Origin of the sequence: Pectobacterium atrosepticum, assembly GCF_000740965.1 — a bacterium.
In the GTDB taxonomy this organism is placed as follows: Bacteria; Pseudomonadota; Gammaproteobacteria; order Enterobacterales; family Enterobacteriaceae; genus Pectobacterium; species Pectobacterium atrosepticum.
Genome location: NZ_CP009125.1, coordinates 3,824,084 through 3,846,779 on the forward strand (window position 1 = coordinate 3,824,084; position 22,696 = coordinate 3,846,779).

The window sequence follows — 22,696 nt, forward strand, 5'->3', positions numbered from 1 at the left end:
CTACACAATATTAAAAAAAGGAATATCGAAATGATGCAAAGTAATACCGCCCCGCTAGGCATGGCGGTGGCACCTCATCATTTAGCCAGCGCCAGCGCATTGGCTGTTCTGCGCGAAGGCGGCAACGCCATTGAAGCCATGGTCGCGGCGGCGGCAACCATTGCCGTGGTGTACCCACATATGAACGGGATCGGCGGCGACGGTTTCTGGCTGATTGTGCCGCCACGCGGCGAACCTATTGCCATTGATGCCAGCGGGGCTGCGGGGTCGCTGGCCTGTCGCGAGTTGTATCGGGGTGAAAGCCGTATTCCACATCGAGGCCCGAAGGCGGCGCTGACGGTCGCGGGCACCGTCGGCGGCTGGCAGGAAGCGTTGGCATTCTCTCAAGAACTGGGAGGAGAGCCGCTACCGCTCGCTCGTTTGCTGTCCGATGCCATTCGCTATGCGGCGGACGGGATTCCCGTCACGCAATCGCAGGAAGATGCGCTGACCCAGCGCTACCACGAATTGACCGATTTCCCAGCCTTTAGCCAACTCTTCATGCCGCAGGGATATATCCCGCGTGCGGGCAGCCGTTTCACGCAGCCTGACTTAGCCGAGACCTTAACGACGCTGAGCATTGAAGGGCTGGACAGCTTTTATCGCGGCTCCGTCGCCGCCCAGCTGTCGGCACAGATGGCGCAGCTCGGGATGCCGCTGACGGCTGACGATCTGGCGAGCTACCGCGCCAAGCGAACAACGCCGCTGGTGCTAAAACACAGTAAAGGCGATATCTATAACCTCGCGCCGCCAACGCAGGGTCTGGTGTCCCTCGCGATCCTCGGCCTGACCGATCATTTAGAAATGGAAGATCTGAGCGATAGTCAGACAATCCATCGCATTGTCGAATCGACCAAACTGGCGTTTGGCCTGCGTGACCGCTTCATTACCGATCCCAAACTGATGACACAAAATATTCAGGCGCTGCTGGAAAACGATGCGCTTGGTGCGCTCGCTCGGCAGGTCGATACCCGAAAAGCCGCATCGTGGGGAGAAGGCAAAGGCCCCGGCGACACCGTTTGGATGGGCGTATGCGACAGCAGCGGCCTGTGCGTCTCTTTCATTCAAAGTATTTACCACGAGTTCGGCAGCGGTGTTGTGCTACCGGGAACCGGCGTGCTTTGGCAGAACCGCGGTGCCTCGTTCAGCCTCGATCCGGCGCACCTGTTGGCGTTAGAACCGGGCAAACAGCCTTTTCATACCTTAAACCCCGCCGCTGCACGTTTATCCGACGGACGCACGATGGTCTACGGCTCAATGGGCGGAGACGGACAACCACAGACGCAGGCGGCCATCTTTATCCGTCACGTCCAGCAAGGGCTGCCGCTGCAACAGGCGATTACCGCTCCACGCTGGCTGCTGGGCCGCACGTGGGGACAATCCTCCGATACCCTGAAGATCGAAGATCGCTTTAAACCCGCCACCGTAGATGCGCTGCGTCAGCTAGGGCACGACGTCGAGCTGTTGAGCAGCTTTAGCGAAACCGTCGGCCATGCAGGTGCCATCGTGCGCCACACCAACGGCATGTTGGAAGGCGCTTTCGATCCACGCAGCAACGGCAGCGCGGCAGGCTTCTAGTCTTATTTAACCGGGAGAAAACAGAATGACGATGATCGAACAAGACGCGGTGACAGCGTATCTACAGCAGATGGAAACACTGCTATCACTGCAACTCAGCCAGGAACGGCGTCAGGAACTGTTGGTGCAATTCAGCCGCATCCACGCCATGGCACAGCCGTTGATGGAGTTCCCCCTTGATGAGCATCAGGACATTGCTGGCGTTTATACGCTATGAGTTTATATGCTAATCGCGAGTCCTCATCATTATCTATCCGGCAGATTCAGCAAGGCTTGCAGGCTGGAACGTTCTCCGCCAAAGAGCTTGCACAGCAGGCACTAGCCGCGATTGAACAGACCAATCCCACGATTAATGCTTATACCCATGTCACCAGCAAACGCATGTTGGCAGAAGCAGAGCGTATCGACGCATGCCGTCAACGTGGGGAAACCTTACCCGCGCTGGCCGGTGTGCCTTATGCCGTAAAGAACCTGTTTGATGTCAGCGGCGAAACCACTCTGGCGGGTGCCGAGCTTTTCAGCCAGAAACCGCCCGCTACGCAAGATGCCTTTGCCACCCGTCAGCTTGCCAGTCAGGGTGCGCTGCTGTCCGGCATGTTGAATATGGATGCCTATGCCTACGGCTTTACCACCGAGAACAGCCATTATGGCCCCACGCGTAACCCGCTCGACACGCAGCGTATTGCCGGCGGATCGTCTGGAGGATCGGCAGCAGCCGTCGCCGCAGGGCTGGTTAACTTCACATTGGGCAGCGACACGAATGGCTCGATCCGCGTGCCGTCGTCGCTATGCGGCATTTTTGGGCTGAAGCCGACATTTGGCCGTTTATCACGCCACGGTAGCCACCCGTTTGTCGCCAGCCTCGACCACATTGGCCCGTTAGCCCGTAGCGCAGACGATCTAGCACTGGTGTTCGATGCACTACAAGGTCGCGACAAGCACGATCGTTTTCAGGCCGAGCGAGAAACGCAGCATACTGCCCAACAGCTGGAAGCAGGCAGCGATGGACTACGCTATGCCGTGCTTGATGGCTATTTTTCCACGTGGAGCAGCGAGGAGGCAAAAACCGCCGTCTACCAGATCGCACAGGCGCTGGGCGCGCAGGACTGCCTGACGTTAACCGACGCCGCACTGGCACGCAGCGCCGCCTTTATTCTGTCGGCCAGTGAAGGAGGAAATCAGTATTTGCCCGACTTACGCACTCAGTCTGAGCGTTTTGAGCCACTGTCACGCGAGCGGCTGCTGGCTGGGGCGATGATCCCCGCCGTCTGGTATGTGCAAGCCCAGCGCTTCCGTAACTATTTTCGTCAACAGACGCTGGCGTTGTTTGAACACACCGACCTGCTGATTGCCCCTGCGACGCCCTGCTCCGCCACACTCATTGGGCAGGAAACCATGCGTATTAATGATACTGACCTGCCCGTCCGCGCCAGCATGGGTATGCTGACACAGCCGATCTCTTTCGTCGGGCTACCCGTCGTGACGGTGCCAGTGGCAACCGCCAGCGGCCTGCCAATCGGTATTCAGATTATTGCCGCACCGTGGCGTGAGGATCTTTGTCTGCGGACGGCGTGGGCGCTTGAGCAGCAGGGCATAACGTATACCCGTCATACTTCAAGTTGCATGTGCGTTGGCTGCACTCAGTCACCCGAATCACTTACCAGTGTAAGCTCATCGGGATTCCTTCCCTTGCCGCCTGCCTGAAACTCGAATTATTTAGGGTATATACCCTAAGAGGAAAGAAAATATGTTGCCTGATGATGTCAACCAAGCGGATGTGCTGGCCGATGTGACTGCCGCGTTCTATCGCTACGAAAAAGCCTTAACCGGTAACGACGTTGCGGTGCTAGATGAGTTGTTCTGGCACGATGAAAAAACGGTGCGCTACGGTGCGGGAGAGAATCTGTACGGGATCGAGGAAATCCGCGCCTTTCGCCTCGCTCGTCCCTCTGCTGGTCTGGACAGAGCCCTGCGTAATACGGTCATCACGACCTACGGTCATGATATGGCCGTCGCCAGCACCGAGTTTACCCGCACAGGCAGCACGAAGATTGGCCGCCAAATGCAAACCTGGGTAAAAATGCCCGAAGGCTGGCGTATTGTCGCCGCACACGTCAGCCTGATGAGCGAATGACAAAGGGGCATTTCCCCTATCGCTACATCTCACCACATCCGGATCGTCAAGGCTGGCGGTGATATACCGCTTCAATGTTGTATCCATCGGGGTCGCGCACGAATGCGGCGTAATAATCCTGATGGTAATTAGGACGCAGCCCCGGTGGCCCATTATCTATGCCACCCACCGCAATAGCGGCAGCAAAAAAAGCATCCACACGCTCTCGCGAGGCGGCGCTGAAAGCAAAGTGCACCGCCGGACAAGGTTCGCCCTTTGACTGATAAATCCAGAATTCGCCAGCGGGATCGCTTGACTGTCCATATCCTTCCGTCACCGCAAAACTGACGGCAAACGACATGTCCTTAATCAGTCTGTAGCCCAATGGTTCAAGCGCCGCTGCATAGAATTGTCGGCTACGGGCAATATCCCGTACCGGGATGCTCAGGTGATCTAACACGATGGCCTCTTTCGATAGTCGTTATGGATAATATTTAACCATCATAACCCTATACTTTATCTGGATAACGCGATCGCGATCGGCAAAATACAAATCCACGATAGCGCATGAAGCATCTCACCAAATTGGCACATCATCTCGACTTTATTACTCTGAAAAAATGAAGAATATATTATTCAGAACACTCCTATTTATTGGTGGTAATTAACACAATCATTTTACCCATTATATCTTTGCTATACTGTATAAAATACCGACAGATATCATAAGTAAAAAATGTACCTGCGTCGGCCTATTCTAGTGTCTATAAGCCAAAAATTGTGATTTATTTACCATATTATTCGATTAGTGAAATTCACTATAAAAAGTGATTTATTCACAATCAGAAAAGGTTATATCACTCACGAATCCAATACGTAAAAACTGACAGATAACGTACTGTTATAAAAAGAATTATCATTCAGACCAAAAACCATAAAGATCACGTAAATCATGAAGATAACGTAGCGATAATCACGTTACCGCCATTGCTAATATTGGCCTAGCGAGAGGCTATTCGAAGGCAATAAAGGGTTGTCTCAGAATCTGAGTATGGTAGGGTAGATTATGTTTAATCATTATCAGGGTTGCGTTATAGAATTATAAACGGCACAGGAAAACAATAATTTCATGGCAATTAAACTTGAAGTAAAGAATCTTTATAAGATATTTGGCGAGCACCCAGACAGAGCATTTAAACTGATTGATAAAGGCCTGAGCAAAGATCAGGTATTTGAAAAAACAGGGCTTACTGTCGGGGTAAAAGATGCCAGTCTGGCCATTGAAGAAGGCGAGATATTTGTCATCATGGGATTATCCGGTTCCGGCAAATCAACCATGGTACGCCTTCTCAATCGTCTGATCGAACCCACTCGGGGTCAGGTACTGATCGACGGTGAGGATATCTCCAAGATATCTGATACCGCGCTGCGCGACGTGCGTCGTAAGAAAATCAGTATGGTGTTCCAATCCTTTGCGCTCATGCCGCATCTGAATATCCTCAACAATACCGCATTTGGTATGGAGCTGGCTGGCGTACCGAAAGTGGAACGCGAGCAAAAAGCGCTGGATGCCTTGCAGCAGGTCGGCCTTGAAGCCTACGCGGCATCTTACCCGGATGAGCTGTCTGGCGGGATGCGGCAGCGTGTCGGTCTGGCGCGTGCGTTAGCGAATGACCCCGATATCCTATTGATGGATGAGGCATTCTCCGCACTCGATCCGCTAATCCGTACTGAAATGCAGGATGAGTTAGTCAAACTCCAGTCCCGTCATCAACGCACTATCGTCTTTATCTCGCACGATCTGGATGAAGCGATGCGCATCGGTGACCGGATTGCCATCATGCACGGCGGTGAAGTGATTCAGGTCGGTACGCCCGATGAGATCCTGAATAACCCAGCCAATGACTATGTGCGCACCTTTTTCCGCGGTGTCGATATCAGCCACGTGTTTAGCGCCAAAGATATCGCGCGTCGTCGCCCAGTTACCTTAATTCGTAAAACCCCCGGCGTAGGACCGCGTTCCGCGCTGAAAATCCTTCAGGACGAAGACCGTGATTACGGCTACGTACTGGAAGGTGGGAAACGCTTCATTGGCATCGTGTCTATTGATTCACTAAAGCAGGCGCTGAAAGAACAGCAGCCGCTGGAACAGGCGTTACTGCCCGAACCTGCTCCCGTGCCCGCAGATATGTCACTCAACGAGCTGATTTCTCAGGTCGCACAGGCTCCCTGTGCCGTTCCTGTTGTCGGCGAAAACAATGAGTACATTGGCATCATTTCCAAAGGAATGCTGCTTCAGGCACTGGATAAGGAAGGAGTGACCAATGAGTAAATCAACATCAAATCCGTGGGACAACACCACGGCACAAAATCAGCCTGCCGACCAAAACGCAACGCCTGAGCAGGGTAATAGCGCCGCGCAAAGCGATCCGTGGTCTACCGGCGCACCCACTCAGGATGCACCGGCTAACGGCAGCGATGCTTGGAGCAGCACGCCAGCTCCCGATGGCTCCACCGATGCCGCTCATCAAGCTGCGCAATCCGGCAGTGACTGGTTAAACAGCGCGGCTCCTGCGACACCCGAGCATTTCAATCTGCTCGATCCGTTTAAGGATACGCTGATTCCGCTGGACAGCTGGGTCACCCACGGTATCGACTGGGTTGTGCTGCACTTCAGACCGATCTTCCAGGGCATTCGCGTGCCGGTCGATTTTATTCTGGGCGGCTTCCAACAGTTTCTGCTGGGAATGCCTGCGCCGATTGCCATTCTGGTGTTTTCACTGATTGCCTGGCAGATGTCCAGCCTCGGCATGGGCGTAGCAACCCTACTGTCTCTGATTGCGATTGGTGCAATTGGTGCCTGGTCACAGGCCATGATTACGTTAGCGCTGGTGCTGACCGCGCTGTTCTTCTGCGTGCTCATCGGGCTCCCCATGGGGATCTGGCTGGCGCGTAGCGAACGAGCCGCGAAGTTTATCCGGCCACTGCTCGATGCCATGCAGACCACGCCGGCGTTCGTCTATCTGGTGCCTATCGTCATGCTGTTCGGTATAGGTAACGTGCCGGGTGTCGTGGTAACGATTATCTTCGCCCTGCCACCGATTATTCGCTTAACGATTCTGGGTATTCGTCAGGTGCCCGCCGATCTGGTTGAAGCCGCTGAATCATTCGGTGCCAGCCCGCGCCAGATGCTGTTTAAGGTTCAGCTCCCGCTGGCCATGCCGACCATCATGGCCGGTGTTAACCAGACGCTGATGTTGGCGCTGTCGATGGTGGTTATCGCCTCGATGATCGCCGTGGGCGGTCTGGGTCAGATGGTGCTGCGCGGGATTGGCCGTCTGGATATGGGTCTGGCTGCCGTCGGTGGTGTCGGGATTGTTATTCTGGCCATTATTCTTGACCGTCTTACCCAGTCTCTGGGGCGCGATCGTCGCAGCAAGGGCAATAAAAGCTGGTACGCCAGCGGCCCAATCGGCCTGCTGACCCGTCCTTTCATCAAGCAGTAACACTCGTCTCGCTTGTCTGGCATACGTCAGACAAGCGGCGACATTCACTACTCGTTTTATCCACACGTTAATTTTATTAGCCACACTTACCATTTACCCTAAATAATTCGAGTTTCAGGCAGGCGGCAAGGGAAGGCATCCCGATGAGCTTACATAGGTAAGTGATTCGGGTGACTGACAAATCTGCCAAAGGCAGATTTGAACGCTGCTTGCAGCGGCCCCTACGGGGCGAGGTACACGCAAGTGTGCCGAGTAACGCAGCCAACGCACATGCAACTTGAAGTATGACGGGTATAAAGACAGAGGGAATCATGATGCCTAACACCAAACTTTGGGCCGCCGCCCTGACTACCGCACTGTTGAGTACGCAGGTTTACGCCGCTGACACCGCGCAACCGGGTAAAGGTATTTCCGTTATTCCGGTGCAAAGCACCATCTCCGAGGAAACGTTCCAGACGCTGCTGGTCAGCCGCGCGTTGGAAAAGCTGGGCTATGACGTGCAAACGCCTCGTGAAGTGGACTACAACGTCGCCTACACCTCGATTGCTTCCGGCGATGCGACGTTTATCGCGGTTAACTGGGATCCACTACACGCCGACCAATATAAAGCGGCTGGTGGGGATGCGAAATTCTACCGCCAAGGTGAATATGTATCCGGTGCCGCTCAGGGCTATCTGATCGACAAGAAAACGGCTGAAAAATACAAAATCACCAATATTGCGCAGCTAAAAGATCCGAAAATTGCCAAGATTTTTGATACCAATGGCGACGGCAAAGCCGATCTGACGGGCTGTACGCCGGGCTGGGGATGTGAAGCGGCCATCAACCATCACCTTCCCGCCTATGGCTTAACCAACACGGTCGAGCACAATCAGGGTAACTATGCGGCGATGATCGCCGATACCATTACACGTTACAAAGAAGGCAAGCCGATTCTGTACTACACCTGGACGCCGTACTGGGTCAGTGATGTGCTGGTTCCGGGTCGTGACGTAGTCTGGTTGCAGGTGCCTTTCTCTTCTCAACCGGGTGAAATGAAGGATATCAGCACTAAACTGCCAAACGGTGCCGATTATGGCTTCCCCGTTAACACGATGAAGATTGCCGCGAACAAAGCATGGGCCGAGAAAAATCCCGCAGCGGCGAAGCTGTTCGCCATCATGAAGCTGCCGATTGCCGATGTGAATGCGCAGAATCTGCGTATGCATGAAGGTCAGGGTTCACAGAAAGATATCGAACGTCATGTTGATGGCTGGATCAAAGCCCACCAGCAGTTGTTTGACGGCTGGGTGAAAACCGCCGCCGATGCTGCGAAATAATCCCCTGTAGACGAGCGCCCTTTCTAACGAAAGGGCGCTCGTTTTCTCCGTTCCCGCAACAACACTTCCCTCGCTGACGCCTCACCAAACCCAATCAGAAAATCATTTTATATTGTCGTCCAGAAATGCGTGGATGACGGGGATGATGTCGTTTCCATGCGTTTCTAAAGCAAAGTGCCCGGTATCGTAGAAACGGATATCAGCATGGGGAATATCCCGCTTCCACGCTTCCGCACCTGTAGGTAAAAAGTAAGGATCATGGCGGCCCCAGACAGCAAGCAGCGGCGGTTGCTGCTCACGGAAGTAGGCCTGGAATTCAGGATAACGCTGAACATTGGAGGCGTAGTCCAGCAGCAGATCCAGTTGAATATCAGCATTGCCTAGGCGGGACACATGCAGACCTTCAAGAGTGTATCCATCAGGGGAGACAAGGCTGGTATCACTCACACCTTCTAAATATTGCCATTTCACGGAGGCTGCGGTTGGAAAATCATGAAGGGCAGCTCGATTCTCTGCCGTCGGTGATTGCCAATACCGTCTGATCGCATCCCATCCTTGCGCTAAACCTTCTTCATAAGCATTACCGTTCTGCGAAATAATTGCCGTGATGCGATCGGGATGAGCCGTAGCAAGACGCCATCCAACCGGTGCGCCATAGTCATGAACCATGATCGCATAACGCGGGAGCTTCAGCTGTTCAGTGAACTGATCGATCGTCTTCGCCAGATTATCAAACGTATAGTCATACTCATCGCTTCCCGGCGATTCCGTGAAACCGAAGGACGGCAGATCGGGAGCAATCACGTGATAATTATCAGCAAGTGCCGGAATCAGTTCTCGAAACATGTACGAGGATGCAGCGAATCCATGCAGTAGCAAAATGCTGGGTGATGATGGTTTTCCTGCTTCACGATAGAAAATATTTACTTTACCCACCTGCTCATAGCGATAGTGGACTTGGGTCTCGGGTGTCATTGCTATATCAGTATTCACAGTCTCTTTCCTTTGTAACCTATAAAGTGGTTATTTGAAGGTTACAAATAATTAGTGTAACCTGTCAATATCATTTTAAGGGTTACATCAATGCACACATCACCGATAACTCAGCCTCACTTTCTCGCGAATAATCTCGCGTTGGACCTCATCAACAGTGCATTTGGAACAGGAAACGAATACCACGACTGTTTGACGGATGACGCAAGTGTCATCGCATGGCTTAAAGCGGCGAAGCAACTATCTGAAAATTTTACAGATACGCCGACCGGCCTGATTAATGAAACTCTGGCATTGCGTCAGACAATGGTTCGGACAATAGATGCCGTCCGATCGGGTAAGGAATATCACCCTGAACAAATAAACCATATTCTTGATAGTGGACGGCCGGTAAGAATGCTGGAATGGGATAGTCAGCAAGCTGGTTTTAGCGTTGTTGAATGCAGGAGGGATAATAGCTGTGCCAGCTTACTCGAACCGATAGCAATGGCGTTCGCTGCTCTGATTTCCGGATCTGAAGTAAAATATATTCGCCAGTGTGAGGCGCACGACTGTACCTTGTTCTTTCTGGATACCACCAAATCACATCGTCGGCGATGGTGCAGCATGGCGCTCTGTGGCAACAGAATGAAAGTCGCGGCATTCCGCTCGCGTAAGCAGGAAGCTGACTGACAAGGGGAAAATGAACGTTCACGCTAACCATGAGAAAACGTCAAAAGTACGCGTTATACATCCTGTAGAGGCATTCTTCCTTGTTTCTACTATGCCCCTTTCGCGGAAAGGGGCGTTTTTTATCGATGGTCGACCATTACGGCAGTTTAACGATTTCGACCCAGTTCGCGCCTTTTCCGGTCGGGTAGTGCCCTACTCGCACTAAATCTCCGCTGTCCTGATTGATGCGGTACACCGACAGCGACGTCGATTTTTCACCGCTGGCAATCAGGAATTTCCCGCTTGGATCGATCTGAATACCACGCGGCTGTGTTTCCGTCGGATAGCGAGTAATGTATTTCAACTGACCCGTTTTCGGCTCAACCCGCAGCAGCGTAATCGTGCTTTTGGTGCGTTCCGATACGTACAGGAATTTTCCATTTGGCGTCAGACGTAAATCGGCGCTCCATATCTGTGGTCGACTATCGGCGTTCTTTTTATCCGGCGCGATCGTTCCTGCCCGCATTCCCGCATCGGCTGGAATGGTGTCAGTGTAATCCAACAGAGTAAGTTGCCCAGTCTTTTCATCCAGCGCCAGACGCGCAACTTTGCCGGACAATTCGTTGCTCACGTAGAGCGTTTTATTATCGGGTGATAACACCAGATGGCGCGGCCCGTTCCCTTCAGGCAGTTTAATTTCGGCTAGCTCATTCGGCGTCAACGTTCCCGTTTTCGCATCAAACCGGAACTGTACAATTTGGTCGCTGCCCAGATTGCTGGCAAAGACGAACTTATTTTTGCGATCGGCAATAATGCTGTGTGCCTTCTCGCCTGTCGGCACCACTGTGACCGCACTTGCGTTCACCTTGCCGTCTTTATCAATGCCATTAATGGCGATTTTATTGCCGCCATACGACGCACTGAACAGCCATTTTCCCGTAAGATCCGTCGAGATGTAGGCCATGCTGTCCGGTAATTCCGCTTTGCCCAATGGGCTCAATACACCGCTCTTGGCGTCGATTTTATAGCTGACTGCGGAGTAGGGGATGCCGCGCGTAGCAGCATAGAGGAACGATTTATCTGGGCTAACAGCCAGCGGCATTACCTTCGCCCCAGCGGCCGTTTTCCCGATGGCGGTCAATTCGCCGCTTTGCGTATTGAGTGTGTAGACATCGATCGCGCCGTCAGTGGCAGCAGAGACATAAACCGCCGTGACCGCCTGTGCGCCCATAGACCACAGTGCCGCGGCTGGCAGAAGTGCACATCCCATTAGCATTGCAATGCTGTTTTTCTTAAACACCTGATAATGCTTAAACATAATATCCCCTGTCGATAGTGTTATGACTCTGGGGATAAGCTAAATCAATCCCGGCAAAAGCGAAACATCTCCGTCATATTTAAGAAGCGGAAAGATATTCTGGCATCTCACTAGGCTCTGCCGGATACTATAGACTCTGCTTTTAACATCATATTAACGTTCAAACACTATGCCTCTTCAGCAACAATCTGCATCCTCTACACCACAACCAGGGCTTAGCCTGTCTTTGACCCTGATTATGTCTATCGCGACTGGCCTTGCCGTCGCCAGTAACTATTATGCCCAGCCGCTGCTGGAGACGATTGCCAGAGTCTTTGCGCTTTCCGTTAATCAGGCGGGATTCATTGTCACCGCCGCGCAGTTGGGTTATGCCGTTGGCCTGCTGTTTTTGGTGCCGCTGGGGGATATGTTTGAACGCCGGACGCTGATTGTCGGCATGACGCTGCTCGCCGCTGGTGGAATGTTGATCACCGCTTCGGCACCCACGCTCTGGATAATGATTGCTGGCACGGCGTTAACCGGCTTGTTCTCCGTTGTCGCGCAGTTGCTGGTTCCTCTTGCCGCGACGCTGGCAACGCCGGAAACACGCGGTAAAGTCGTCGGCACGATTATGAGTGGCCTGCTGCTAGGGATTCTGCTAGCGCGTACCGTCGCGGGTGCGCTGGCTTCACTCGGTGACTGGCGTACCGTTTACTGGGTTGCCAGTACGCTGATGGCCATCATGGCGCTGATTCTGTGGCGCGCATTGCCGCGCATTCCTCAACAAAACACGCTGAACTACCCGCAGTTGCTGGCCTCCATATTCCGCTTGTTCTCTGCAAATCCGCTGCTGCGCACGCGCGCAATTCTTGGCTGTCTGTCCTTTGCTAACTTCAGCATTCTGTGGACGTCGATGGCATTCCTGCTCGCTTCACCGCCATACGGATATTCCGAAGGCGTTATCGGCCTGTTCGGGCTGGTCGGTGCGGCAGGCGCATTAGCGGCATCGCGCGCTGGTCGTCTGGTCGATCAAGGCAAAGCCAAGCCGACCACCAGCGTTGGGATTATCCTGCTTTTGCTCTCGTGGGGCTTTATCGCACTCGGTATTCATTCCGTGGCGGCGCTGCTCATTGGCATCATCGTACTGGATCTGGCAGTTCAGGGCGTGCACGTGACCAACCAGAGCGTGATTTACCGTATGATGCCCGAAGCACGTAATCGCCTGACCGCAGGCTATATGACCAGCTATTTCATCGGCGGTGCACTGGGATCGCTCCTCTCTGCTTCGGCTTATCAGCAGTGGGGCTGGCTGGGCGTTTGTGCTGCGGGCAGTATTATCAGCCTATTGAACCTGCTGGTGTGGTGGCGAAGCCATCATCACAAAACGCAGGAAGCGATGGCGGCGCTGTAGCCGCGCTTATTTGCAGCTGTCTCGATTGAAATCGTCTTATTCGAGACAGTTTCCCACGAGAAAGTTACGCACGAGATCATCACGCCCGTTCCGCAATAGCGTGAAATTCCGGTAATGCTTTGCTAGTGTTACCGGTTAATTCCCTTTAAGTGCAAAAAATATCAAGCCAGTGAAGACATTAACCACACCTGCACCGACAAAGTCTGCGTCTTTTAGAGAGGGCGTATTTGACAGTTTGCCGATTGTTATCGGCTACATGCCCGTGGCATTCGCATTTGGCATGAACGCCGTCAAGCTAGGATTTACCCCGCTGGAAGGCATTTTTCTCTCTTGCATCATTTACGCCGGTGCCAGCCAGTTCGTCATCACCGCGTTGCTCAGCGCAGGTATGTCCATCTGGGTAGCGGCGTTGACCGTCATGGCGATGGATATCCGCCATGTGCTGTATGGACCTGCGTTACGACATCGCATTGTACAACAGTTGCCGACCCGGAAAACCGCACTGTGGGCTTTCGGCCTGACGGATGAAGTATTTGCCGCGGCAGCCACCCGGCTGGCGAAAGACAACCGGCGCTGGTCAGAAAACTGGATGATAGGCGTATCGCTTTTAGCCTGGCTCTCATGGGTGCTCGGCACAGTGATCGGTGCCGTGTTCGGTAACGGCCCACTGGATAATTACCCTGCCGTCGAAGCCGCGTTATCTTTCATGCTGCCCGCGCTTTTCTTGAGTTTTTTACTCGCGTCCTTCAAGCGGAAACAGAGTCTGGTTGTAGCGTGCGCACTAGGCGGCGCGCTGCTTGGGCTGCTGCTTTCCTCCATTCCAGCCGCGATACTGCTCGGCATTCTCAGCGGCTGTCTGGCTTCGCTGGTTAACTCCGCCACGCCACAGGTGAACGCATGAGCACAGAAGTTATTCTTATCGGGCTGATTGTGGGAATGGTGAACTATCTCTTCCGCTATCTGCCTCTGCGGCTGAGCGCCTCACGCGCTTCCGGTTCGCTGCAACGCGGTAAAAAAGCCCTGTTGCTTGATAGCATTGGTATTGCTTCCATCTGTGCGCTGCTGATTGTTTCCAGCGTGCCGGATATTCTCACGCATCACGAAAAGCTGCTGCCAACACTGGTAGGCTTTATTACGCTGACCGCCTGCTTTTATAAAACCCGCAGTATCGTCTTATCGACGTTACTGGGAGCATTCTGCTACGGCATTGCTTTTAAGCTGCTTGAATCCACAGTGTAAATTATCAAATAAGATTTTGATTTAAATAAAGTAAGCGGCGAATAATTCCTACTTCAAGCTATTCTCCGCTTACGTTCTGTCACAGAAATAAGCACAATTTCCCACCTGAATGCCGTTTACCCATTTAGTAACATTAGTTACTATGCATACCGTGATTAATGAGGTTTATATAAAAAATGGACAGTTCATTCACTCCTATAGAACAAATGCTCGATCTGCGTGCTTCACGTAAACCCGGCTTCCCGCGTCAGGAAGTCTTGCTATTGCGTCTATTCATGCACGTTCAAGGCAAAATTCTGGAACACAGAAACAGAATGCTGAAAGATCAGGGAATTAACGAAACCCTTTTCATGGCATTGCTGACGTTAGAATCTCAAGAATCTTACAGTATTCAGCCATCTGAGCTCAGTGCAGCGCTGGGGTCGTCGCGCACCAATGCAACACGCATCGCTGACGATCTGGAGAAAAGAGGTTGGATAGAGCGACGCGAAAGCAGCAGTGACAGGCGCTGCCTGCACTTGCATTTGACAGAAGAAGGCAAAGCGTTTCTTGGTCAGCTGATTCCGCCACAACATGAAAGCCTCCATGTGCTTTGTTCAACACTTGAATCCGGAGAGCAGAAGCAGCTTGAAGCCCTGATGAGAAAACTCTTGGGTAGGCTGGATGAGATGGACGATTTCGGCAGCGTATAGCGGAAGAGCAACAAAAAATCACAACCGGCTCCTTTTTCACCCGGAATGACCCGATGCTTACGTATCGGGGCAGATGGGCTTCGCTTCGAAAAATACGCATGATCTTTCCGCAGCCGCAACCTGCGGCTTAGCACAACGGCAATCTCACGCTCCAGGTGGGCCATCTGAAAACTCCCCCGGACTGCACAGCAATACGAATTCATTGCGACTATCGCCAGGCGGCTCTGTCTGGTGCGATGGCCGATACAAAGAAAATAAGAAGAGAGAGAACAGCATGAGTGAAAATGTGGAAAATCAGGTGCCACAGACGCCGCAAAGAAACAAGAAACAGCAGCGTAAACGGGTCTTGTCGCTGCTGACATTTATTTTCGTCGTGATTGGCTGTGCCTGGCTGGTTTACTGGTTCCTCGTGCTCAGACATCACCAAAGCACGGACGACGCCTACGTCGCAGGCAACCAGATTCAGATCATGGCGCAGGTTACGGGTAGCGTCACCCATGTTAACGTCGACAATACCGATTTCGTTAAGCAAGGGCAGGTGTTGGTGGAGCTGGATCCTACCGATGCGCTGCAAACGTTTGAACGCGCGAAAACCGCACTGGCCAACAGCGTGCGCCAAACGCATCAGTTGATTATCAACAGCAAACAATACCAGGCCAATATCGAGCTGCGCCAAACTGAACTGAACAAAGCACAAAGCGACTTGAGCCGTCGTGAAGCGCTAGGCAATGCGAATGCTATCGGACGTGAAGAAGTGCAACATGCGCGCGATGCCGTCGCGACCGCCAAAGCGGCGTTGGAAGTCGCCAGACAGCAATATCAGGCGAATCAGGCGATGATTCTGGATACACCGCTTGAGAAGCAACCCGCCATACAGCAAGCCTCCGTAGAAATGCGCGATGCCTGGCTGGCGCTACAGCGTACCAAAATTGTCAGCCCGATTGACGGCTATATCTCACGCCGCAGCGTACAGATTGGTGCCCGTATCTCCTCGACTTCGGCACTGATGGCCGTGGTTCCTGCCAATCATCTGTGGGTCGATGCTAACTTCAAAGAGACGCAGTTAGCCAATATGCGCATCGGCCAGCCCGCTACCGTGATCGCGGATATCTACGGTGATGATGTGGTGTATCAAGGAAAAGTGGTCGGTCTCGACATGGGTACCGGTAGCGCGTTTTCTCTGCTGCCCGCCCAGAACGCTACAGGCAACTGGATCAAAGTGGTTCAGCGCCTGCCGGTACGAATTGAGATCGATCCGAAGCAGGTTGCCGAGCATCCGTTGCGCATCGGCCTGTCTGCATTGGTGAATGTCGATACCGCCAATACAGAAGGCAGTGCGTTATCAGAAACATCGCGCACCACGCCAGCCTACCAAAGTGATGCTCTGACGCTGGATCTCACCCCTGTTAACCAAGACATTAGCGCCATTATTCAGGCGAATGCCGGTTAATCGACCAGGAGAGAAACGTGCAGAGAAAACCGCTTAAAGGCGCGAGTCTGGCCTGGATGACCGTTGCTCTGTCGCTAGCAACGTTTATGCAGGTGCTGGACTCCACCATCGCCAACGTCGCTATTCCGACCATCGCCGGTAATCTGGGTGCGTCCAACTCACAGGGAACGTGGGTTATCACCTCGTTCGGGGTCGCTAACGCCATCTCTATTCCTATCACCGGTTGGCTGGCAAAACGGTTCGGTGAAGTCCGCCTTTTTCTATGGTCAACAGCACTCTTCGCCCTGACCTCTTGGCTGTGTGGTATGTCCACCAGCCTGGAAATGCTGATTTTCGCCCGCGTATTGCAGGGGATTGTCGCTGGGCCGCTGATCCCGCTGTCACAGAGTTTGTTGCTAAGTAATTATCCCCCGGCAAAACGCAGCATCGCTCTGGCACTGTGGTCAATGACCGTGGTGGTCGCGCCGATCTGTGGCCCCATTCTGGGTGGCTGGATTAGCGACAACTATCACTGGGGCTGGATATTCTTCATCAACGTCCCGCTGGGCATCGCCGTGGTGTTTATTGCCTTGCAAACGCTGCGCGGGCGAGAAACCAAAACTGAGATCAAGCCCATCGATACCATCGGGCTGGCGTTGTTGGTCGTCGGTATCGGTAGCCTTCAGATGATGCTCGACCGAGGCAAGGAGCTGGACTGGTTTAACTCGACGGAAATCATCACCCTAACCGTAGTGGCGGTGATTGCGATAACGTTCCTGATTGTCTGGGAACTGACAGACGACCATCCGGTGGTGGACTTATCCCTATTTAAGTCGCGAAACTTCACCATTGGCTGTCTGTGTATCAGCCTCGCCTATATGTTCTACTTTGGGGCGATAGTGCTCTTGCCACAGCTGTTGCAGGAGGTGTATGGCTATACCGCCACCTGGGCAGGGCTGGCATCCGCGCCAGTTGGGTTGATGCCCGTGTTGCTGTCGCCAATCATCGGTCGATTCGCGCCACGTCTGGATATGCGCAAGCTGGTGACGTTCAGCTTTATTATGTACGCGGTCTGTTTTTACTGGCGTGCGTACACCTTCGAGCCAGGTATGGATTTCGGCGCATCGGCCTGGCCGCAGTTCGTACAGGGGTTTGCCGTCGCCTGCTTCTTCATGCCGCTGACGACTATCACGCTATCGGGTCTTCCGCCTGAACGTTTGGCGGCAGCATCAAGTCTGTCGAACTTTGCCCGAACGCTGGCGGGTTCGATTGGGACATCGCTGACCACCACACTCTGGACACAGCGAGAATCGCTGCACCATGCGCACTTGACGGAATCTATCACGCCGTATAATCCGATAGCACAGGAAACGTACCAGCAGCTTCAGGCAATGGGGATGAGTCAAACACAAGCTTCGGCTTACATCGCAGAACAGATTACGGCTCAGGGGCTGATTATTTCCGCCAACGAGATCTTCTGGGCCGCTGCCGCCGTATTTCTGGTGCTACTGGTGCTGGTCTGGTTCGCTAGGCCGCCCTTTACCACCGGCGGTGGAGGCGGAGGCGCACACTAACCAAGCAGAAACACTTTGTCCCCTTCTGCCAATAACTGGCCGAAGGGGAACCTCCTTCTAATATTCCCACCTTTCCCTGATTAATCGGATACCTCTCGCTCACCCCTTATAGCGCAGTAGTGAATAAGGATTTACAGATTCGGGATAAACATATTTTCACATTCCGATTACAATGCGCCTCTTTTATTCGGGGATTGAGTGGTTCTTCTATGTCACAGGTTTTACATTTCATTTTGGCAGCGGCTGCCATTTTTTTACTAGCGTTGCTCGTCAGTCACGACAGAAAACGCATCCGACTGCGCTTTATTGTACAACTACTGGTGATTGAAGTTTTGCTGGCCTATTTCCTTTTGCATTCCAACATCGGGCTTAACGCGATTAGCGCCTTTGCCGGTTTGTTTGAAAAGCTATTATCTTTCGCCAATCAAGGAACCGATTTTGTATTTGGCGGTATGAATGCACAGGGACTTTCCTTTATTTTCCTCAATGTGCTCTGCCCTATCGTCTTTATTTCTGCGCTGATCGGGATTTTGCAGCACTGGCGAATTTTACCGCTGATTATCAAAGGCATTGGCACTCTGCTGTCCAAGGTCAACGGGATGGGAAAACTGGAGTCGTTTAACGCCGTGAGTACGCTGATGCTCGGGCAGTCAGAGAACTTTATCGTCTATAAAGGCATCATCGCCGACATGTCGCCACGGCGGATGTACACGATGGCCGCGACGGCGATGTCGACCGTTTCCATGTCGATCATCAGCGCCTACATGACCATGCTGGACGCCAAATACGTCGTTGCGGCACTGATTCTGAATATGTTCAGCACCTTTATCATTCTGTCTATCGTCAACCCTTATCTGCCTGACGACGAACCAGAACTGAAGCTAGAAAAGCTGCATGAAGACCAAAGCTTCTTTGAAATGCTGGGGGAATACATTCTTGCCGGTTTTAAAGTCGCGATGATTATTATGGCGATGCTAATCGGCTTCGTGGCCTTGATTGCCGCCGTCAATGCGCTGTTCAGCACCGTCTTTGGCATTAGCTTCCAGGCTATCATGGGCTATGTCTTTTCACCGCTGGCCTGGCTGATCGGCATTCCGTCTTCCGATATCCTGAACGCGGGCAGCATTATGGCAACCAAGCTTGTAGCCAATGAGTTCGTTGCGATGATCGAATTGAAGAAGATCGCCGCAGAAATGTCGCCGCGCGGTTTGGGGATTTTGTCTGTCTTCCTGATTTCCTTCGCCAACTTCGCATCAATCGGCATTATCGCAGGCGCAATCAAAGGGCTGAATGAAGCACAGAGCAATGTGGTATCACGCTTTGGCCTGAAGCTGGTTTATGGTTCTACGCTGGTGAGTTTGCTGTCTGCGGCAGTGGCGGGATTGGTGCTGTAGTACGTATGAGATAAAAGTCAGTCGAGCGGTGATAATGGGTAGATCGTAAAGACGCTGTAAATACATGCCTGTACGCTCGGCTTGCGCCATCCATGGCGCAAACGCTTTACTCTTCTATCCCATTATCACCGTTCTTGTTCTGTCGATGGGATTACAAACGATATGAATCAGCCCCTGAAAAAGGGGCTGATAATAAAATCAGAAGGCGACGCAGACAGGAGCATCAATCCGCATGACGGATTCCTGCGCGAAACGTGATTTGTAGGCGGTGCGCAGCGCTTCGATATCGCGCTCTTTATCAGCACCGTGAATCAACATCAGCGCCTTGCTGTTCTCTCGGGCAACCAGTCCATTGTTCCCCAGCCATTGTCCTTTGGCATCAAACACCGTTAGCCCTTCTTTAAAGCGTGGCGTAACCTCACCGTCCAAAAACGCTTTCCACTCGGCATCAGAAATCACAGGGCCAGCAGGACGATTCAAACCAAAATACAGCGTGGTCTGTACCTGCTTGTCGCCAATCTGGCACACATCAGCGGTTGGTACAGCGGCAACAGCAGTGGATGAGCGCGACAGCGAACTGCAGCCGCTTGCCAGCAATGCGCCCAACAGTAACGATACCTCGATAACCTTCTGCTTTTTCTGCTTCATCGAACGTTCTCTCATCCATGGTGATGCCTTCTCAGGGAGCAAATCCCCCCTGAGAATTCACGCGTGATATCAGGCTTGATTCTGTCGCCACCATTCGGACAGCAAAATGCCCGTTGCGACTGAAATATTCAGGCTTTCAACCTTACCAGTACCGCCGATAGAGACTTTCACGTCTCCTTGTTGCCAGGCGCTATCTGACAGACCATCACCTTCCTGACCCAGCACGATCACGGTTTTCGCCGGAAGCGTTGCTTTCGACAATACCGTACCTTTATGGCTAGAGGTGGTCACGATGGTGTAGCCTGCACTACGGAACTCCGCCAGCACGGACAGGAAATCGTCAGCGTTAATCGCTTTAACGTGTTCCGCACCGCCTTCTGCCGTGCGTACCGCAGCACCGGATTCCAACAGCGCCGCATCCTGAACCAATACACCTTTCACGCCGAAATGCGCGCAGCTGCGCATAATTCCGCCGAGGTTGTGCGGGTTACCCACATCTTCCAGCGCCAACACACAGTCATGCTCGCCAGCCGTTTTCAGGTATTCACGCACATCCATTCCCTGACGCTTTTTAATCAGGAAGCAGACGCCGCCATGGTGCTCAGTGCCGGAAGCCTTAATCAGCTCTTCTTCTTCCACAACGTGGTAAGCCTTGCGGTTTGCCGCCATCCAGCGCAGTGCATCGCGGAAACGCGGCGTCACTTCTTGCAGGAACCAGGCACGAACAATCACCTCTGAGCGGTTTTTAAACAGCGCCTGACAGGCATTTTCACCGTAAACTCGCGTTTCTTCCTGACGCTGGCGACGCAGTTGCTCAGGATCGATCTGGCTCTTGCCAGTAATACCGCCATGGTCCGGCGTGTCGCTTTCGCTTGGCGCACGAGACACGGTTTTCCACGGTGATTCATAACCACCAGAATCTTCACCACGTGGGCGACGAGTAGTGTCGCTGCCGCGTTCGTTACGATCTTTATTGCCCCACGGCGTTTTCGCACTGCTATCGCCGTCGCGGGACGGATTTTCACGGGCATAACGCGGGTTAACATCACGCGGATGCTTTGGTTTCTCACGTTGATCGCGAGAGCCACCACTATCACGTCGATCGCCACGACGATCTTTATCAGCAGGACGCTTGTTTTTATTGTCTTTCTCGCCCTCATCATCACTGCGGACGTACATCACACGGACTTTGCCGCTTTTACTATTGAATGAATCGCTCATTGTTTTCTCCACCTACGCGCTGGGCGCGAAGATTACCTTATGTACACCCGCTTAGCCACACGCTTGTGGTAAAAGAGCGCTAACAGTCAGAAGCTATTGTAGCTATTGGGCAAACCACGTTGTTGCCATAATGTCTCCCCACCATAATTTATCCACTCTTAAGCACCATGCCGTTGACCTTCCAATGCAGCATTACGCGCATTTTATCAGCGACATCTTTATTTTAGCCCTTTTATCTGAGGCCCTGTTATGAATACGGTATGTGGATCTTGCCAAACAACCAATCGCCTGCCAGAAGAGCGTGTTGATGACCATGCAAAATGTGGTCGTTGCGGAGAAACCTTATTCAGCGGTGACGTCATCAATGCCACAGAAGCGACGCTCGATAAACTGTTACAGGATGATCTTCCCATCGTGATCGATTTCTGGGCCCCTTGGTGCGGTCCCTGCGTCAACTTCGCCCCCGTATTTGAAAACGTCGCGCAAGAGCGCAGTGGGAAAATCCGCTTTATTAAGGTCAATACCGAAGCCGAACCGGCACTCAGCGCCCGTTTCCGCATCCGCAGTATTCCAACGCTAATGATCTTCAAACAGGGCCAGATGGTCGACATCCTCAACGGTGCACTACCAAAAGCACAGTTTGAGAGCTGGCTGGATGAATCGCTGTAGAGAAACGCGGTAGAAATGTGGGGCATTATTGCCCCGCCTCTTTTGGTCAACCTGTCTGTCGATTAGAATGTCGTCTTTCTGAACCAGCTTCCCAATAATTAACACGAAGCCGGTTCGTTGCAGAATCTCATGGCGTCCTTAATTTCATGATCAACCGCCCTTCCACGGTTAACAATCCTTTCATCGGCACCAATGCCGTGCTCCGCCTGCGCCAGCAACGTCTTGAGCAGTCAACCAAACCGTTTCGCGCACGCGGCTCCCGCGTAGTGCGCTGCCAACAGTGTTTATTGCCCGCGATCAACTGCCTGTGCCACACCATTCAGGCGCAGCCATCCCGCAGCCGTGTCTGCCTGGTGATGTTTGATACCGAGCCGTTAAAACCAAGTAATACCGGACGCCTCATCGCCGATATTCTGCCCGAGACGCAGGCGTTTCGCTGGTCACGCACCGAGCCCGATCCCCAGTTGCTTGCTACTCTGCAAGATCCGAACGTTCAGCCGTATCTGGTCTTCCTTGCCGATGCCGCGGAAGAAGGACGTCAGGTGTTTCAACAGCTTCCCGCAACAGAAAAGCCTGCCATGTTTGTCTTACTCGACGGGACTTGGCCGGAAGCGCGTAAAATGTTCCGCAAAAGTCCCTATCTGGACACTCTGCCGATCCTGTCACTAAATGTAGACGCGCTGTCCCGCTACCAACTGCGTGAAGCCAGCAGCCCACGGCAGCACTGCACCGCCGAAATTGCCATCGCTCTGCTTGCACAGGCGGGGGATATCGTCGCAGCCGACGCGCTATCACAGCATTTTGATCGTTTCCGGCGACACTATCTGGCGGGGAAACCACACCACAGTTTGCGGGAAATTTTACCCATCGTCACAACACAACCCGCAGAAAACGTTTAGTATCAAAGGGGATTGATGTGAAGG

At 52.9% G+C, this 22,696-nt stretch carries 22 protein-coding genes; 17 read left to right on the forward strand and 5 right to left on the reverse strand.

The features are described 5' to 3' along the window. Positions 1–30: 30 nt before the first annotated feature. From GZ59_RS16915 to hpxZ, 4 genes are read left to right on the forward strand one after another with little or no spacing between them, the layout of a single operon-like run. Entirely contained in the window at positions 31–1,617 is a 1,587-nt protein-coding gene (locus GZ59_RS16915; protein ID WP_011095002.1) for a gamma-glutamyltransferase family protein, read from the forward strand. Between the two features lie 25 nt (positions 1,618–1,642). Then, entirely contained in the window at positions 1,643–1,834 is a 192-nt protein-coding gene (gene hpxX / locus GZ59_RS16920) for an oxalurate catabolism protein HpxX (RefSeq protein ID WP_011095003.1), read from the forward strand. After that, positions 1,831–3,321, forward strand: a complete 1,491-nt coding sequence (locus GZ59_RS16925; protein ID WP_011095004.1) for an AtzE family amidohydrolase — start codon at positions 1,831–1,833, stop codon at positions 3,319–3,321. The genes hpxX and GZ59_RS16925 overlap by 4 nt, the downstream gene beginning before the upstream one ends. A 43-nt stretch (positions 3,322–3,364) precedes the next feature. Beyond that, positions 3,365–3,751, forward strand: coding sequence for an oxalurate catabolism protein HpxZ (gene hpxZ, locus GZ59_RS16930; RefSeq protein ID WP_011095005.1), 387 nt, complete (start codon positions 3,365–3,367; stop codon positions 3,749–3,751). A 46-nt stretch (positions 3,752–3,797) separates the two neighbouring features. Here the strand turns inward: hpxZ and GZ59_RS16935 are convergent, their stop codons facing one another. Next, positions 3,798–4,190 carry a VOC family protein gene (locus GZ59_RS16935; RefSeq protein ID WP_011095006.1) on the reverse strand — a complete coding sequence of 131 codons (393 nt, stop codon included), beginning with the start codon at positions 4,188–4,190 and terminating at the stop codon, positions 3,798–3,800. Between the two features lie 669 nt (positions 4,191–4,859). Here GZ59_RS16935 and proV point away from each other — a divergent pair. From proV to proX, 3 genes are all read left to right on the forward strand, one after another. Continuing rightward, positions 4,860–6,062 (forward strand): glycine betaine/L-proline ABC transporter ATP-binding protein ProV, encoded by a 1,203-nt coding sequence (gene proV, locus GZ59_RS16940; RefSeq protein WP_011095007.1) that lies wholly within the window; start codon positions 4,860–4,862, stop codon positions 6,060–6,062. Then, positions 6,055–7,236, forward strand: a complete 1,182-nt coding sequence (gene proW / locus GZ59_RS16945) for a glycine betaine/L-proline ABC transporter permease ProW (RefSeq protein WP_011095008.1) — start codon at positions 6,055–6,057, stop codon at positions 7,234–7,236. The genes proV and proW overlap by 8 nt, the downstream gene beginning before the upstream one ends. 314 nt (positions 7,237–7,550) lie before the next feature. Continuing rightward, positions 7,551–8,555, forward strand: coding sequence for a glycine betaine/L-proline ABC transporter substrate-binding protein ProX (gene proX, locus GZ59_RS16950; RefSeq protein WP_011095009.1), 1,005 nt, complete (start codon positions 7,551–7,553; stop codon positions 8,553–8,555). Between the two features lie 102 nt (positions 8,556–8,657). Here proX and GZ59_RS16955 read toward each other — a convergent pair whose 3' ends face one another. Next, positions 8,658–9,548 (reverse strand): alpha/beta fold hydrolase, encoded by an 891-nt coding sequence (locus GZ59_RS16955; protein ID WP_039293322.1) that lies wholly within the window; start codon positions 9,546–9,548, stop codon positions 8,658–8,660. 90 nt (positions 9,549–9,638) lie between these two features. Between GZ59_RS16955 and GZ59_RS16960 the strand changes: the two genes are divergently transcribed. After that, complete coding sequence (locus GZ59_RS16960) at positions 9,639–10,220, forward strand: CGNR zinc finger domain-containing protein (protein WP_011095011.1); 582 nt, start codon at positions 9,639–9,641, stop codon at positions 10,218–10,220. 136 nt (positions 10,221–10,356) lie between these two features. Here the strand turns inward: GZ59_RS16960 and GZ59_RS16965 are convergent, their stop codons facing one another. Continuing rightward, positions 10,357–11,517 carry a lactonase family protein gene (locus GZ59_RS16965; RefSeq protein ID WP_011095012.1) on the reverse strand — a complete coding sequence of 387 codons (1,161 nt, stop codon included), beginning with the start codon at positions 11,515–11,517 and terminating at the stop codon, positions 10,357–10,359. 169 nt (positions 11,518–11,686) lie between these two features. Between GZ59_RS16965 and GZ59_RS16970 the strand changes: the two genes are divergently transcribed. From GZ59_RS16970 to GZ59_RS17000, 7 genes are all read left to right on the forward strand, one after another. Beyond that, the gene (locus tag GZ59_RS16970; RefSeq protein ID WP_011095013.1) at positions 11,687–12,907 is read left to right on the forward strand and encodes an MFS transporter; all 1,221 of its coding nucleotides are present in this window, start codon (positions 11,687–11,689) and stop codon (positions 12,905–12,907) included. Between the two features lie 169 nt (positions 12,908–13,076). Then, positions 13,077–13,808, forward strand: a complete 732-nt coding sequence (locus GZ59_RS16975; protein ID WP_011095014.1) for an AzlC family ABC transporter permease — start codon at positions 13,077–13,079, stop codon at positions 13,806–13,808. Beyond that, positions 13,805–14,146 carry an L-valine transporter subunit YgaH gene (ygaH, locus tag GZ59_RS16980; protein WP_011095015.1) on the forward strand — a complete coding sequence of 114 codons (342 nt, stop codon included), beginning with the start codon at positions 13,805–13,807 and terminating at the stop codon, positions 14,144–14,146. Before GZ59_RS16975 ends, ygaH begins: the two co-directional genes overlap by 4 nt. 176 nt (positions 14,147–14,322) lie before the next feature. Then, complete coding sequence (gene mprA, locus GZ59_RS16985; protein WP_039293325.1) at positions 14,323–14,838, forward strand: transcriptional repressor MprA; 516 nt, start codon at positions 14,323–14,325, stop codon at positions 14,836–14,838. Between the two features lie 274 nt (positions 14,839–15,112). Then, positions 15,113–16,288: a multidrug efflux MFS transporter periplasmic adaptor subunit EmrA gene (emrA, locus tag GZ59_RS16990; RefSeq protein WP_039293327.1), complete on the forward strand. Its 1,176-nt coding sequence runs from the start codon at positions 15,113–15,115 to the stop codon at positions 16,286–16,288. 17 nt (positions 16,289–16,305) lie between these two features. Continuing rightward, positions 16,306–17,841 (forward strand): multidrug efflux MFS transporter permease subunit EmrB, encoded by a 1,536-nt coding sequence (gene emrB, locus GZ59_RS16995; protein ID WP_011095018.1) that lies wholly within the window; start codon positions 16,306–16,308, stop codon positions 17,839–17,841. 209 nt (positions 17,842–18,050) lie between these two features. After that, positions 18,051–19,235: a NupC/NupG family nucleoside CNT transporter gene (locus tag GZ59_RS17000; RefSeq protein WP_039293335.1), complete on the forward strand. Its 1,185-nt coding sequence runs from the start codon at positions 18,051–18,053 to the stop codon at positions 19,233–19,235. A gap of 198 nt (positions 19,236–19,433) precedes the next feature. Here GZ59_RS17000 and GZ59_RS17005 read toward each other — a convergent pair whose 3' ends face one another. Further along, on the reverse strand, positions 19,434–19,883 hold the full coding sequence (locus GZ59_RS17005; protein ID WP_039295210.1) for a DUF3574 domain-containing protein: 450 nt from the start codon (positions 19,881–19,883) through the stop codon (positions 19,434–19,436). Positions 19,884–19,952: 69 nt separating this feature from the next. Further along, complete coding sequence (locus GZ59_RS17010) at positions 19,953–21,104, reverse strand: tRNA/rRNA methyltransferase (RefSeq protein ID WP_011095021.1); 1,152 nt, start codon at positions 21,102–21,104, stop codon at positions 19,953–19,955. Between the two features lie 249 nt (positions 21,105–21,353). Here GZ59_RS17010 and trxC point away from each other — a divergent pair, with 249 nt between their 5' ends. Beyond that, a complete protein-coding gene (gene trxC / locus GZ59_RS17015; protein ID WP_011095022.1) occupies positions 21,354–21,773 on the forward strand; it encodes a thioredoxin TrxC in 420 nt (139 codons plus the stop codon). A gap of 146 nt (positions 21,774–21,919) precedes the next feature. Next, the gene (locus GZ59_RS17020) at positions 21,920–22,672 is read left to right on the forward strand and encodes a tRNA-uridine aminocarboxypropyltransferase (protein WP_048018323.1); all 753 of its coding nucleotides are present in this window, start codon (positions 21,920–21,922) and stop codon (positions 22,670–22,672) included. Positions 22,673–22,696: the final 24 nt, after the last annotated feature.